Genomic DNA, 14,773 nt, shown 5'->3' on the forward strand with positions numbered 1-14,773 from the left:
CTGGTTCCGCGCATCCGGAGAAGGCTCGACCGGGAAGCGGAGACGACCGGGGGAGGTTATCAAGAAAGCCTGTCGGCAAACCAATGATCTGCCTTGTTTGTCGAGGGCGATCCGCCGGGTCGGAAATCCCGGCGACGGGTTGACTTCCCGGTGAAACAAGAAGTCTGAAACGGGCTGCGCGGCGGGTGGCAACCAGCGGACCCGTCCGGTGAATCGACACCCGGCCGCAACCGTGTTTTTGATATCTGATTTTCTCGGCGGGCCGAAAAGGGCGTCAGCCCGCGCACGGCACGCGTTCGGGGCAGCTCGCTTGCGTGTCCCCGGGCGTCCGTAATCGTGTTGATGATGGCGAGGTGTGGCGCAGCAGACCCGCCCGGCAGGACCCGTGGTTGTTTGCGCAACACGGGTGGTGGGGGAGTATGCGGTTCAGGTGGGCACGCGTCGCCCTGTCTCCGCCGACGCCGCCCTGGCACATGGTGGGCACGCAGGGCCGATGCTCCTCCGCGACGTCGCCGTGCCGTCCGTGCTGTGCGGTCGCCTGACGGTCGCCGGACGGGCGGCCAGGCGCTCTCCGTGGTGGCCACGGTCCTCGGTGCCCGAAGGGACCCGGAGGACGCTGTGACGGTCGATCACCCCGTCGAGTCGCAAGCCACTACGCCGGCACGGGGAGGAACGCTCCCCGCCGCGAGCCCATCCACCGCGCCGGGCGGGAGGGGCGGGCCGGGTGGGACAGGTGGGACGGATGAGACAGGTGGGACAGGTGGGACGTCCGCGCCACCCGAGGCCCGGCCGGGCGGGTTCGACTGGCCGCCCGCGGTCGAGAAGGCGTCCCGCGAGCTGCTGCTGGATTTGTTCGGACCGTCACCGGCAGTTCGCGTCGAGCTGTGGGACGGCTACGCGCTCGGCCCGCGGACGGGCACCCGCGTGCTGGTCCGCAACCCGCACGCGCTCCGCCGGGCGCTGTCCCACCCCGGCGAGCTGGGCTTCGCGCGCGCCTTCGTCGCCGGTGACCTGGAGATCGACGGCGACATCTTCGAAGCTCTCGCCCTGCGCACGCGGATCGCCCGGTTGCGGCCGTCGGCGGCGGTGCTGCGGGCGGCGGTGGTGCTGGCCCGGCAGTTCGGCCCGCGCCCGCCGCAGCCCCCGCCGGAAGAGGCCCGCCTGCGCGGGCGGGCACACAGCCGGTCCCGCGACGCCGAGGCGATCTCCCACCACTACGACGTCTCGAACGACTTCTACCGGCTGGTCCTCGGGCCGGCCATGACCTACTCGTGCGCGGTCTGGGAATCCCCCTCGACCGACCTGGCCGCCGCGCAGGCGGCCAAACACGAACTGATCTGCCGCAAGCTCGGCCTGCGGCCCGACGAACGGCTGCTGGACGTCGGCTGCGGCTGGGGCAGCATGCTCCTGCACGCGGCCCGCCACCACGGGGTGACCGGCGTCGGGATCACGATCTCGGCGGAGCAGGCCGCCGAAGCCCGCCGCCGCGTGGCCGAGGCCGGGCTGGCGGACCGGATTGAGATCCGCCTCCAGGACTACCGTGAGATCACGGACGGCCCCTTCGATGCGATCAGCTCGGTCGGTATGGTCGAACACGTCGGGCGGGCCAAGCTGCCCGTCTACTTCCGAACCCTGTTCGAGCTGCTCCGTCCGGGCGGTCGCCTACTCAACCATGGCATCTCATTCCCCGGTGACCCGGCGAGTGCCGCCCGCAGCCGGCCCCGCATCGGCCCGGTGCCGCTGCCGAAGGACGCTGACTTCCTGCACCGTTACGTCTTCCCCGACGGCGAGCTGCACGAGATCGGCGCCCTGACCACCCTGATGCAGGGGGGTGGCTTCGAGGTGCGCCACATCGAGAACCTGCGCGAGCACTACGCGCTCACCCTGCGGGCCTGGGTCAGCAACCTGGAGGAACACTGGGACGAGGCGGTCGCCCTCGTCGGCGCCGGCCGGGCGCGGGTCTGGCGGCTGTACATGGCCGGCTCGGCGCTCAGCTTCGAAGCCGGCCTGTCCCAGATCCACCAGGTCCTCGGCGTCCGCCCCGACGCCGGCGCCTCGCACCAGCCACTGCGCCCGTCCTACTGACCCGTCCCGGTGGTGCCCGGCCCGGCAGGCAGGCTCAGCCCGGCAGGCGGAAGCTGAGATCGGCGGCGGGGATGCGCACGTCCAGCTGGGCCTTCTGCAGGCGCCCGGACAGCTCCCAGGTCAGCGACTGCCACCGGGTCATCTGGTCGAGCACCCACTGGCCGGACTGGCGGGCGCCGTTGCCCGACCGCCCGTTGCCGCCGAAGGGCAGGTGCGCCTCCGCGCCGGAGGTCGACGTGTTCACGCTGACCATGCCGGCCCTGATCCCCCGGCGGAAACGCCGGACCGTCACCGGGTCCCCGGTGAAGATCGACGAGGACAGGCCGTAACCGGGCAGGTTGGCGAGCTCGATCGCCTCCTCCAGGTTGCGGTAGGACGTCAGCCCGACGATGGGCCCGAAGGTCTCCTCGGTGAACAGGTCGTCGTCGGGTCGCACCCCGTCGACGACCACCGGGTGGTAGTACAGGCCCGTCTCGGGGTCACCGAGGAAGCCGCGGCGCGGGCTGGCCGGGCCGATGCGGCCGAGCGCGCTGGAGCCGAACGGCCGGTGATGCGCCCGGATACTCGCCAGGTGCTCCTCGAAACCGGCGGCGAACCGGGCGTCGAGCAGCGGCCCGTACAGCACATCCCGGGCCGGGTCACCGATGGCGGCCGCCTCCAGAGCCGCGGCCAGCCGCCGGCGGAACGCGTCGTGCACCGACTCGTGGGCGATCACCGTGCCCAGCGAGGTGCAGCGCTGGCCGGCCGTGCCGAACCCGGCGAAGACCGCGGCGGCGACAGCTGCGTCGAGGTCGGCGTCCGGTGCGAGGACCATCGGGTTCTTGCCGCCGAGCTCCAGACAGGGGGACTGCAGGTGGCGCCCGCACAGGGCCCCGATGAAGCGGCCGACCGACGTCGACCCGGTGAAGCCGACCTTGTCGACCGCGCCCGCGTCCAGGGCGCGTTCCAGCCCGAGCGAGGTGGCCGGGCCGTCGGCGAGAACCAGGTTCGCGACCCCGGCGGGCACCCCGGCCGCGGTCATCAGGTCCATCAGCGCCGCGGCGCACGCGGCCGCGTACTCGGCCGGCTTCCACACCACCGCGTTCCCGGTGAGCAGAGCCGGGACCAGGTACCAGGACGGCACGGCCACCGGGAAGTTGCCGGCGGTGATCACCATTACCACCCCGAGGGGCTCACGGTAGGTGAACAGCTCCCGGTCGGGCATCTCGGATTCGACCGTCTGGCCGTGGGGACGCCGGCCCTCGGCCCGGAACAGCGCGCAGGTGTCGATGATCTCGCGGACCTCGCCGCGCGCCTCGGCCAGCGGCTTGCCGACCTCGCGGGTGACCAGCCGGGCCAGCGCCTCGGCGTTCTCCTCGACCAGCCGCCCGAAGGCGCCGATCACCTCCCCGCGCACGGGCGCGGGCACCCGCGCCCACTCCCGCTGCGCGGCCCGCGCCGTGGTGGCGGCGGCGACGATCGCCTCCGGGCCGTCCAGCACGACCTCGGCGACGACCTCGTCGAGCCGCGCCGGGTTCGTGGAAGTGATCACCCGCGCACCCTCGGGGGCGATGCCCGCCGGGCCGGCCGCGGCGTACAGGTCATGCTGGCGTCCGCCGATCACCGCGGCCACCCGACGGGGATGAACAAGCGTCATCGCTGTCCCTTCTCCTGTCCTGCTGTCTCCTGCGCCGGGGTTCCCAGCACCGGTGTTCCCTGCGTCGGGGTCCCCCGCACCGCGGTGAGTTCGGGCGCGGGGCGGCCGAGCCCGGCGACGACCCGGTCGAGCGCCCGCACTCCGGCCGACAGCTCGTCCGCGCTGATCGTCAGGGCGGGCCGGAACCGCAGCGCCCGCTCCCCCGACGGCAGCAGCAGCACCCGCTCGTCCTCCCGCAGCCGGCGCACCGCCTCGTCGCGCAGCGCGCGGTCGGCGAGGTCAACCGCGCACATCAGGCCACGGCCCCGCGCGTTGCTCAGCAGGCCGGGATGGCGGCCAACCAGGTCCTCGAGCGCGGCGAGCAGGTCGGCACCGAGCACCGCGGCCCGGTCGAACAGCCGCTCCGACTCCATGATCTCCAGCATCCGGCGGGAGCGGACCATGTCGACCAGCCCGCCGCCCCAGGTGGAGCTGATGCGGCCGGGCAGCCGGAAGACGTTGTCGGGCACCTCGTCCACCCGCCGCCCGGCCATCACGCCACCGAGCTGCACCTTCTTGCCGAAGGCGACGACGTCCGGGCGCAGCCCGAGCTGGGTGTGCGCCCAGGCCGAGCCGGTGAGCCCGACCCCGGTCTGCACCTCGTCGACGACGAACAGCGCGTCGTGGCGCTCGCACAGCGCCGCCATCGCGCGCAGGAACTCGCCGCGCAGGTGGTTGTCACCCCCCTCGCCCTGGATCGGCTCGACGAGGAAGCAGGCGATGTCGTGCGGGTGGCGGGCGAACGCGTCCGCGGCCTGGGCGAGCGCGCGCCGCTCGGCCGCCACCAGCGCGTCGAGGGCGGCGCCGGCGCAGGGGAAGGTCATCGCCGGGCAGTCGATGCGCGGCCAGTCGAAGACGGGGAAACGCTCCGTCTTGACCGGGTCGGTGTTGGTGACCGAGAGCGTGTAGCCGCCGCGGCCGTGGAACGCCGAGCGCAGGTGCAGCACCCGCCGGCCCAGCTCGGGCGGGCGGCCGTGTGCCTCGTTGTGCCGGCTCTTCCAGTCGAACGCGCACTTCAGCGCGTTCTCGACGGCGGCCGAGCCGCCCTCGACGAAGAACAGGTGCGGTAGTTCGGGATCCCCCAGGACCCGGGTGAAGGTCTCGACGAACCGCGCGTAGGCGACGGTGGCCATGTCCGGGTTCGCCGGCTTGTTGACCGCGGCCCGGGCCAGCTCGGCCAGGAAGCCGCGGTCGTTCGTCAGCGCGGGCGGGTTCACCCCCAGCGGGGCCGAGGCGAAAAAGCTGTACAGGTCGAGGAAACGCACGCCGGTGCGGGCGTCGACGACCGCGCTGCCCGAGCTGGCCTCGAGATCGCAGACGATGTCATACCCGTCGACCAGCACATGTCGCGACAGGGCCGCGATCACGTCCGCCGGCCCGAGATCGCCCCCGCGGCCCGCCGCGGAGCCGATCTGGAACTGGAACTGCCCGACAGCCACGGCTTTCTCCTTCCCTCCCGCTCCGCTTCCACGCGGGCCGCCGCGGCGCACCCGCCTCCCGGCCCGGGCGGCGTCCGGGAGCAAGCCTCCCGGTTACCGAGCGGAACCGCGAACCCGATCAGTCCCGCCCGTTCGCAGCCGCCGTCAGTGCGACCATCCGCCGTCAGTGCGACCATCCGCCGTCAGTGCGAACGTCCGCCGCGTGGCCGGCCCGTGCCGGCCCCCGAAACCCGACGGCAATCTTTCTGAGAAGATCGGCCTCGGTGAACGGGGGGGAATCATCCCTCCAATCCCGATTCGTGATGTCCACGCCGGGAAGCGTGGGTCTACACGATCCGTCGGCGGCGGCTTCGCGGAGTGCGTGTCCGACAACACGTGCGTCACGACACATCGCAGGCCATGCAGACGCGTCACGGAACAAGTCACGGGAGACGGAGAAGAGGTGCCCGGAAGACGGTGCTGACCCCCCTGACCAAGGACGACCCAGCCCGGATCGGGCCCTACCGGCTCGCCAACCGCATCGGCGCGGGCGGAATGGGGGTCGTCTACCTCGGTTTCGCCCATGACGGCCGCCCCGCCGCGGTGAAGGTTCCCTCCGCGGCGCTGGTGGACGACCCGGAGTTCCGCACGCGGTTCCGCCAGGAGGTGGCGGCCGCCAGCCGGGTTCGCGGGAACGCGGTGGCCGCCGTTCTCGACGCCGACCCCACCGGCCCGACGCCCTGGCTGGCCACGGAGTACGTGGAGGGACGCAGCCTCGCCGAGGCGGTGCGCGACCGCGGCCCGCTGGCGGAGCACCTGGTCGTCGCCGCGGCTGTCGGGCTGGCGGACGCACTGGTGGCCATCCACGCGGCCGGGGTCGTGCACCGCGATCTGAAGCCGGCGAACATCCTGCTCGCCTGGGACGGGCCGCGGGTCATCGACTTCGGTATCGCCCGGGACGCGGCCACCACCTCACTGACCCAGACCGGCAGCCTGGTGGGCACGCTGGCCTGGATGGCGCCGGAGCAGCTGCGCGGGGAGCGCGCCGGGCCGGCCGCCGACATCTTCGCCTGGGGCTCGTGTGTGGCCTTCGCGGCGGCCGGAAGGTCGGCCTTCCGCGGCGACCAGGCCCAGGCCGTCGCCCTTCAGATCCTCAGCGGCGAGCCCGTCATCGAACGCCTGCCACCGACCGTGGAACGGCAGGTGCGCGCGGCTCTGCGCAAGGACCCGGCGGCCCGGCCCAGCGCGGCGCAGATCCTGGCGAACCTGCTCGACCGCACCCCGGGCACCCCGACCGAGCACGTTGAGCCCGGTCAGCTCGTCCGCCAGTGGTGGCACGAGGCACCCGCGCCGGGCGGCCCCGGAGCGGCGCCGCTCGCCCGCACGGCCGTCGCCGGCGCGGGGTACGGCTCCGGCCCCACGCCGCAGCCGGGCCCCCGGCCCCCCGACCGGCGACGCACGGTGCCCGTCACGCTGCTGGTGGTGCTCGCGCTCGTGCTGACCGCCGGCGGCGCCACCGCCGGGGCGTTGTTGACCGCGCGCAACCGGGGGGAAGTTCCCGGCACGGACTACATCGCGGCCTCGGGCACCGGGAGCCCGGCCACCCGGACCTCCCCGGCGCCCACGGCGCCGCGGACCTCGGCGCCGCGGACCTCGGCGGCGCCTTCCGACGGGTCGCCGACGCGGGTGCTGTCAGCCGCGGAAGCCGGCCGCATCGTCAGGAACCTGGGCTACACCCCGGACCTGTCCACCTACGATCGGGCCCGGCCGCTCAACCTCGTCCGGGGCACCCGGGAGAGCGGCGGCCGCCACCAGGAGACGGCGTTCGTCTTCGCCGGCGGTGAGTACCGGGGCACCGACACCCGTGACCCGAGCACGAGGATCACGACAACCCAGACGAGCGATGTCGACGTGACCATCAACTACCAGACCTACGCCGCCGGTGGCACCACCCCCACCGGCGCGACGGCCGTCCGGTTCCACTGGGACGGACGCAGCTTCACGCCACTTGACGAGATTCCGTCCGCGGATCCGGCGGTATCGAACCATCGTTGACACCGACGTGGCGGCGAAAGCAGTTGTCTTGGGAAGAAAAGTCACCTTCAGGCCAAGAAAATGTGACGGGCACAACGAAGCCACCCGGACGGGCCTACCGCGATTCGGGCGCCAATGTTGGGATGGTGAGACACCCGACCGAACTGGACGCACGCGTCACGGTCGCGACATCACGGGCACCGCGCCGGCGGCGCCCTCGGCAGGCACGACCAGGGAGCCCGCGCGGGCCCGTCACGAGGGGGCACGGTGCTGACACCGCTGGCGGCGGGTGACCCCAGGCGCATCGGTCCGTTCGAGATCCACAACCGGATCGGGGCCGGCGGGATGGGGTCGGTCTACCTGGGGTTCACCCCCGAGGGGCGGGCCGCCGCGGTCAAGGTGCCCGCCGAGGCGCTGGCCGACGACCCGGAGTTCCGGGCCCGGTTCCGGCGCGAGGTGGAGGCCGCCCGCCGGGTGCGCGGCCGCGCGGTCGCCGCGGTCGTCGACGCCGACCCGGACTCCACCTTCCCCTGGATGGCCGTCGAGTACGTCGAGGGCACCAGCCTCGCCGACGCGGTCATCCGGCACGGCCCGCTGGAGCGGCGGCTGCTGCACGGCTTCGGGGTGGGGCTCGCGGACGCGCTCGTCGCCATCCACGCGGCCGGGGTCGTGCACCGCGATCTCAAACCGTCCAACATCCTGCTCGCGTGGGACGGCCCCAAGGTGATCGACTTCGGCATCGCCCGGGCCAGCGGCATGCCGACCCACACCCACACCGGCGTCCTCGTCGGCACCCCCTCCTGGATGGCGCCCGAGCAGCTGCGCGGCGAGCGGGCCACCCCGGCGGCCGACGTGTTCGCCTGGGGAGCGTGCGTCACCTACGCCGCCACCGGCCACCCGCCGTTCGGCACCGGCGAACCCGCCGACGTGCTGACCATGCTGCACCGCAGTGACACACCCGACCTCGACGGCGTCCCGGCCAACCTGCTGGACGCCGTGCGGGCCACCCTGGCCCGCCGGCCCGAGGACCGGCCGACCGCGGTGGAGCTGGTCCGGGCGCTGGTCAGCGAGGCGGTCGACGGCGGCGGTGCCCCGGATCCGACCCGGGTCGCCGCGGAGGCCCGCACCTCCTGGCGGTGGGACCCGCACGCACCCGCAGGGTCGGAACAGGAACCGAGGGGCGGCCCGGGTCCCTCCGGCAGCCCGGGCGGCTCGGGCGGCTCCGCCGAAGCGCGGGAGAACCGCGGGGCGTCTGGGGCCGGGGCCCGCGGCGCGCCGGCCCGGCCAGGCGCGGCGGCGCTCGCGGGCGAGGCGGGCGGCCAGGCGAGACTCTCCGTCGTCGACCAGCCCACCCATCCGCTGGCCACCCGCGCCGACTCCGGCTGCTGGGAGCTGGCGCCCGGCGCGGACTCCTCGCTCGGGACCATCCCCGTGCCGCGGTTGACCGGCCCGGTGGACACCCGGGGCGAGCGGACCGACCCGTCGATCCGGCCGCGGCGGAGCGCCACCGGCCAGCCCACGACCGCACCCCCACCCACCGGCTCCACCGGCTCCACCGGCCAGGCCGGTGGCGTCTCCGCCGCCGCGGCCAAGGCGGCGACGACCGGCCTGTCGCCCGCGGGTTCCGCGCCGGTGGCCGCGGCGACCGCCGGCACCGGGTCCGGCGGATCGGGCGGGTCCGGCGGGTCCGGCGCGCGAAGTGCCGCCGGCGGCGGCACGCCGGGCGCCGGCCGGCTCACCGCGGCCGTCGCGGGAATGGGCGGCCGCCTCGCCGGGAACGGGTGGCCGCCGGTGCCGCGGATGTGGCTGACCAGGCTCACCGGAAGCCGGCGGCGCGAGCGGGCGGCCGTCCTGGCGGCGGCGGTCGCCCTCGGTCTCGTGGTCGGGGTGGTCGTGCTGCTCACCACGGTGGACGGCCAGCGCGCGGAGGGCAGTACCGGTCCGTCCACGCCGGAGCCGACCCCGTTCGGAGTCACGACGACCACCGCGCCCGTGGGCACCGCCCGGCCCACCGCGACCACCCCCGCCACCGTCCCGCCGCGCACCAGTCACGCCGACCCGCCGTCGAGCGGCCTGCCGAGGACCGGTCAGACCGACCCCAGCACCGAGGTCCGCCCGAGCCGCGGCCCCGGCGCCCAGCCCACCGCGCCGGCGTCCCCCACGAGCAGCGCCTCCCCCACCACCGACGCCCCGGCGCCGACCAGTCCGGGCAGCTCCCCGACCGCCACGCCCTGCCCCGCCGGGACCAGGGCCGTCACGTTCGTCAGCACCCCGACCGCCGAGCCCTGCTGACCGGGTGGATCAGTTCACGGCCTCCGGGTGGGCCGTTCGCCGCTGCGGAACGTGACGTCCACCCGGCGCGATGGCGGGCGATGATCCATCACCTACCGCGACCGGGCGAGCTTCGTGCGCGAGGATGACGGTGAACACCCGGGCTCCGCCGCGGTCATCGCGCCCCGACGGAGCCGCCCGCGCCAGGGAGGTCGTCGTCATGCAGCAACGCCTTGACATGGCAAGCGTCGTTCCAGGGGCCTACGGGGCCGTGATGCAGCTGGAGAAGTACGTCCGGTCAGCTGTCGACGGGACGGTGCTGGAACTCGTGAAGCTGCGCGCCTCGATCCTCAACGGCTGGGCGCACTCCCGATCAAGGAACATCGTACGGCAGGATGTACAGGCATGTCTGCCAGTGCACCCCACGACACGCCGCGACCCCACCCGGACAGCCCCCCGGGTCATCACCTAGAGCCCTCGTACGGCTACGAGAGGTTGTCACGCGACCGGGAGGGCAAGAAGCGGAAGGTCACTGAGCAGCGCGCGGACATCGACGAACACGGCCCCCGACTCGGCTTCCGAGTGGTGCAACACTTCGAAGACAACTCCGTGTCAGCAAGCAAATACGACATCGACCGGCCTGGCTTCGAAGCGCTCTGTAAGGCACTGAACACGTCCGGCGTCCGGAACCTCCTGGTTACCGAAGTCACCCGGATCTCTCGCCAGGACGAGACCGGCGGGATCTTCATGGGCATCATGACCCGCGCCAAGGGAAAGGTGGTCAAGATCCCGGAAGGCATCACCTACGACTTCAGCACCTCCCACGGACGCGACCAGTTCCGCCAGGCCCTCCATGACGCCATCCGGGAGTCAGACAAGATCTCCGAGCGGGTCAGAAAAGCCCAGAAGAAGCTTCGCGAGAAGCAGCGGTGGACGGGCGGACCCGCGCCCTTCGGATTCAAGAAGGACGTCTACCCCGAACTAGTCGATGGTCGTTACGAGACCCGAATCCGTTGGGTCGTCGAGGAATCCGAAGCTGAGCACGTACGCGAGATGTGCGCCGCGATCCTCCGTGGCGAGTCCCTGTCTATGATCTCCGAGCGGCTCAACCAGGCCGGAGTTAAACCGCGCCGTAGCANCTACTGGCAGTACAGCAGCGTCAGCGCCATTACCCAGAACCCGCGTATCTGCGGACTGTACGCACTTCAGGTTGACGGGGTCTGGGAAGTTCCCGACGTCCAGCCCGAGGAACAGCAGTTCCCGCCGATCGTCGACTATGCAACCTGGAACGCGGTCCGGTTGAACCTTAAAGGCCGTAGCCAGAAGCCCGAACGAACTACCGCGCACGATGCCGTTACCGAGACAGCCGGACTCTTCCGCTGTGGAGCCTGCCAGCAAACGCTATTCCGTCATGCAGCGAATTCGGACAGTGTTTCATCGTTCATCCGTCATCCNGGCCCCGGTAGGTCTCGCCCGTGCTCAGCCGGTCACAAGCTGAGCGCGTCCTATGACGAGACGTGGGATCACGTCGCAGGTCTCATCGATCGGTTCATTCTCGCCACCCCTCTCATGCGGCGGTCAGCGGAAGTCCGCGACTTTGACGACGAACTCTCACGGGTCGAGCGGGACCTACAGGAACTCAGCACGGCGCTCGACGCCGGAGAACTCACACTACGACTCGCCGGAGTCCGAGAGAAGACGCTACTAGAAAAAGAAAGGGAAATTAAGCTCGCACGCGAGAAGGCGCGGGCAGGAAACCAGCCGGTCATTAACATTGGCGTCGCGGCGACATGGCGGAATCTCCCACTCTCAGAAATACGCGGAATCATTTTCGGGGTATTTAAATACATCGAGATTTCTCCCGGGATTCAGGGGCGGGATCCGTGGGATGGCAGCCGCTTCACTCCGCATTTCACCGAGGAAATGAGTCCAGTCCTTAACGACCTGTTGATCGGGTCTGCCCCCGGATGGGAAACCGTCGCACAGTGGCTCCGGGCCATGAAGGACGATCCCGACGCCCCGAAGGATGACGCCGGAGCCCTACAGCTCTCGCAGGCGATGGTGTCGAAGCTCCTGTTCTGGGCACGCGCCGCAGAAAAGAACGGGCTCGAAGATTTCTTCAAGACGCCTACGTGGTCTCAGTGGGTGCTGAAGTCCCGGACCACCGCCGACAGTGCGAATTACATCGACCTGCCCACGGACCTTTCGCCGTTCGACTGAGCTGCACCGTAGGCAGGGCACCAGGGGGCAGGGCACCGGGGGCATCGGTCAGACAGTGACAGGCCTCCGTCACTCAGAAATTAATGAGAAAAACAGAGCGTGACGGCTCCATTTTGCACCCGACCCCGGAAAAATAGCGTCGTCACCCAAAAAGTATTTTAGAAAACAGTGCGTGACGGAAACTTTTCGGGACGCATTTCGCAGGCACACCCGGTACGGACACGGCGACAGCTACAGCTACGCCCCCGTTCCGGGCCCGCGCACAGCTCCACGGCCAGCACCACGGCCAGGACAACCGCGAGGATGCCGCCAACGCTCCCGCTGTCGTCCGCAGGAAATACCCGCCGTGCCGTCTAGAAATGCGTCATACCGACGAAACCCGCGCCGTGGTGTGAAGGGCTAGCCGTGGCTGTCTCGACGCTTACAGGGGCTCTGAGCCTTCCGGCCGTTCGGCCGTCGCCAGCGTGCGGAAACCAGGCGGAGCACCAGGCCGTCAGCCCGGCCGATCGACGCGGGAGCGGGAACCGCTCAGATCGTCGCTGAGGCTCCGGAAATGCCGCTCCCGCCCCTGACTAGCCCCGTGCGCTCCGCGCCCGGCAGCATCGATTCTGGAGGCCGCCACGGCGGCCGGATGAGTCGAGCGTCTCGGGAAGTCGAGCGGGTGTGTCGAGCGGGTGAGCTGGTGTCGACCGGAGGGAGACCAGCGGTACCCCGCGAGATCAGCGGGAGAAATCAGCGGAACCCACGTCGAGCGGTACCACCGCATGTGGATGCCCAGTTTCTGTGGTTCTCTGACCCGCGCGGCGACTGCCGCGCAGAGATTCCTAATAGGGAATCTCTTTGTTCTTCTTCAACCCCTTAGAACCCTTAAGCCCCTTAATAGCCCTTATTAGTGGGACATCGGCGGGACACCGACGGGACACCGGTGGGACAGCCACGGGACATTTTTGCCGATTTCCTTAGTGGGACACACGCGGGACATAGCACACGCGAAATGTCCCACCAGATGTCCCACCGGATGTCCCACTAAGAGCAGCGGGTCGGAAATGGAAATAGAAAATGGCCCCCACTCCATTTTTCNGGAGGGTGGGAGCCATTTCCTGTCAGCGCGGGAAACTACCCAGGGAAACCGTTAAGCTACTGCCCGGAGTCCCTGCCGTGCGATCAAATTATTCCGCACATTCGTCATGATCCTTTCGTAGTTCTCCGCGAAGGCATCCCAGACGTCGCCAGAGTGGAACTGCGAGGAGTCACCAAAACGAATAATCGAGAGCAGCATCATTTCCGGGGTGACGTTTCGGAGCGCCTGTGCGATGTCGCCTTCCGCACGGGCGATATCGACTCCGGGCGTACCGACAGTCGCGCCGACCCGATCGGCAAGCTCTTTCGCTAGCAGTGCCGGTAGCTCGCCACGTGGGATATCTGGAAGGTCTGCGGGACCGATACCGGGGTAGAAGTGCCGGTATTTCGGGTGCGAACGCGGTAGCGGTGCCTCATTGAAGTGAGTAACAAAAAGGTCCAGCGGCCGACTCGAAACAGCCTGGAAGCCGCCGTTCCCGTCCAAAAGGGCGTACCGGTCTAGGTCGATGACGTACCGGTTGGTGCGGTTACCGTTCCGTAGTCGGGGTGAGACCATCCGCCCGCCGACGTCTCGCCTCTTGGTTACCTCGTGAGCCGTGACGATGTCGAAGATTCCCAGATTGCTATATTCGGTGATGTAGCGGGAGACCGTTTTCCGTACGACCGGCTTCCCGCTCTTGTCTCTCACTTTCGATGCGATGGTTTCCGTAGCCGGGAAACAGGCTCCGGTNTCATAGTCCACGTGAAATAGGAGCCTCTTAAAGATCCGGGCCCCGGTCGGGTGCATGTACTGAGCCCAGTACTTCCCGTATTCGTTCTTCATTCTTTTAAATTTCTCTTCGTCAAGGTGTGACCAGGGCAACTCCGCCGATGGTCCGCCAGTCATGCTAAAATTCATGTGTAGTTGGTGCTCTTTCGTCTCGTGTGTGATGAGGACCTCCGGTGCTTCCCAGGCGGCCGGAGGTCCTCTTTCTATTGTCCACCGGACACGCCATAGCGGACCCGTGATCATCCGCACGAAAAATCGTCGCTTGCTCGGGAACAAACGACAGATGTAACCCTCCGGAGTTGATCGACTCCGCATTATCCGTGCACTGCACAAGGGCTCACGGGCCGTCAATGGTACTTTTGAGGGTCCACACGTCGACGTCGTCCGGAACCTGGGCCAGAAGCGCGAGTTCCACCAGCTCCGAGACGCTCATTTCTGCGGCCCCCGCCCGTTCGTCGAGCCACGCGGCTAGACCCCCTGGCAGGGATACCACCACGGTCACGCTGTCATCGGTCTCGTCACCTTCGACTGCCTCAAACTCCGTGACTTCGTCCTGGCGGAACGGGGCCACGGTTCTGCTCACCCGACCGGGAAAACGGGCTAGTGGGGTGTCCTCTCGCCTGTAAGAGCCTGGCAAATCAGCGGAAAAGTCGACCAGGTTCCCTCGTCTCCCCCACACGGCTAGCCTGCCTGCTCTACCTGGTGGCGCCAGAAGTCCACAGCGGCCCGGACAACATCGGACAGAGTCCGGCCGGAGCGCTGCTGCACACCTGCCAGGAATTCGAGCTGCTGACTCGTGACATCGACTGTCAGTTGCTTCGCGTAGGCCCGACGAAGAACGGGTCTCGCCATTTCATTTTCTGTAATCATGCGTAATTTTCCCTGCGTAGGCTGCGTTTCTTTCTGATAGTACCGGCCGATTCCCATTCCTTGGCCATTCCGTGTCACGATTAGTTCNGGCCCTCGAAAACGCGGGCTCGACGAAAGGAAAGAAATGCCACGCAGAAAGAAAGACGCACCGACCCCGGGTTCTCGGGTCCCGCTCCGGCCTGATGTAGCCACGCCTACGAAGATGGAAGACGGGAGAGAAAAGACGCTACTCGGTACGCCCGTACCTCGTCGAGACACGCGGGTTGAACCCGCACCACCCTGGAAAGGTCGGGTAGCCCGGGGGGATCTCACCCCCGGGCTCCCACAGATCCCGGCGTGACAGTCTCCCGT

10 protein-coding genes and 2 pseudogenes are annotated in these 14,773 nt (G+C 69.6%); 6 read left to right on the forward strand and 6 right to left on the reverse strand.

What is annotated here, in order from left to right:
- The first annotated feature begins 618 nt into the window (after nt 1-618).
- Nucleotides 619-2,085 carry a cyclopropane-fatty-acyl-phospholipid synthase family protein gene (locus UG55_RS22670; protein ID WP_066072828.1) on the forward strand — a complete coding sequence of 489 codons (1,467 nt, stop codon included), beginning with the start codon at nt 619-621 and terminating at the stop codon, nt 2,083-2,085.
- A 34-nt stretch (nt 2,086-2,119) separates the two neighbouring features.
- On the opposite strand, the gene UG55_RS22675 is transcribed toward UG55_RS22670, so the two are convergent.
- Together UG55_RS22675 and lat are read right to left on the reverse strand one after the other, a co-directional pair.
- Nucleotides 2,120-3,721 (reverse strand): aldehyde dehydrogenase family protein, encoded by a 1,602-nt coding sequence (locus UG55_RS22675; RefSeq protein WP_066072800.1) that lies wholly within the window; start codon nt 3,719-3,721, stop codon nt 2,120-2,122.
- Nucleotides 3,718-5,199, reverse strand: a complete 1,482-nt coding sequence (gene lat, locus UG55_RS22680; protein ID WP_066072803.1) for an L-lysine 6-transaminase — start codon at nt 5,197-5,199, stop codon at nt 3,718-3,720. Before lat ends, UG55_RS22675 begins: the two co-directional genes overlap by 4 nt.
- Nucleotides 5,200-5,655: 456 nt before the next feature.
- Between lat and UG55_RS22685 the strand changes: the two genes are divergently transcribed.
- Both UG55_RS22685 and UG55_RS22690 read left to right on the forward strand, forming a co-directional pair.
- Nucleotides 5,656-7,233 carry a protein kinase domain-containing protein gene (locus UG55_RS22685; RefSeq protein WP_066072805.1) on the forward strand — a complete coding sequence of 526 codons (1,578 nt, stop codon included), beginning with the start codon at nt 5,656-5,658 and terminating at the stop codon, nt 7,231-7,233.
- 246 nt (nt 7,234-7,479) lie between these two features.
- Nucleotides 7,480-9,504 (forward strand): serine/threonine-protein kinase, encoded by a 2,025-nt coding sequence (locus UG55_RS22690; protein ID WP_066072807.1) that lies wholly within the window; start codon nt 7,480-7,482, stop codon nt 9,502-9,504.
- A 9-nt stretch (nt 9,505-9,513) separates the two neighbouring features.
- Here the strand turns inward: UG55_RS22690 and UG55_RS29645 are convergent, their stop codons facing one another.
- On the reverse strand, nt 9,514-9,705 hold the full coding sequence (locus UG55_RS29645) for a hypothetical protein (protein ID WP_199865227.1): 192 nt from the start codon (nt 9,703-9,705) through the stop codon (nt 9,514-9,516).
- Between UG55_RS29645 and UG55_RS47900 the strand changes: the two are divergent.
- From UG55_RS47900 to UG55_RS47910, 3 genes and pseudogenes are all read left to right on the forward strand, one after another.
- Nucleotides 9,704-9,856, forward strand: a pseudogene (locus UG55_RS47900) (carboxymuconolactone decarboxylase family protein); the annotation flags it as partial. The gene UG55_RS29645 and the pseudogene UG55_RS47900 overlap by 2 nt on opposite strands.
- Nucleotides 9,857-9,888: 32 nt before the next feature.
- Nucleotides 9,889-10,621 (forward strand): recombinase family protein (locus tag UG55_RS47905; RefSeq protein ID WP_396230980.1); only part of this gene is annotated, 733 nt, incomplete at its 3' end.
- 1 nt (nt 10,622) lies between these two features.
- Nucleotides 10,623-10,937: pseudogene (locus tag UG55_RS47910) on the forward strand (recombinase family protein); the annotation flags it as partial.
- 1,898 nt (nt 10,938-12,835) lie between these two features.
- Here the strand turns inward: UG55_RS47910 and UG55_RS28835 are convergent.
- From UG55_RS28835 to UG55_RS30265, 3 genes are all read right to left on the reverse strand, one after another.
- On the reverse strand, nt 12,836-13,513 hold a 678-nt coding region (locus UG55_RS28835; RefSeq protein ID WP_206779408.1), incomplete at its 5' end, for a hypothetical protein.
- A gap of 376 nt (nt 13,514-13,889) precedes the next feature.
- Nucleotides 13,890-14,135 (reverse strand): hypothetical protein, encoded by a 246-nt coding sequence (locus UG55_RS22700; RefSeq protein ID WP_066072811.1) that lies wholly within the window; start codon nt 14,133-14,135, stop codon nt 13,890-13,892.
- A gap of 98 nt (nt 14,136-14,233) precedes the next feature.
- The coding region (locus tag UG55_RS30265) for a hypothetical protein (protein WP_206779409.1) at nt 14,234-14,509 on the reverse strand (276 nt) is incomplete at its 5' end.
- Nucleotides 14,510-14,773 lie beyond the last annotated feature (264 nt).

The organism is Frankia sp. EI5c, assembly GCF_001636565.1.
Lineage (GTDB): Bacteria > Actinomycetota > Actinomycetes > Frankiales > Frankiaceae > Parafrankia.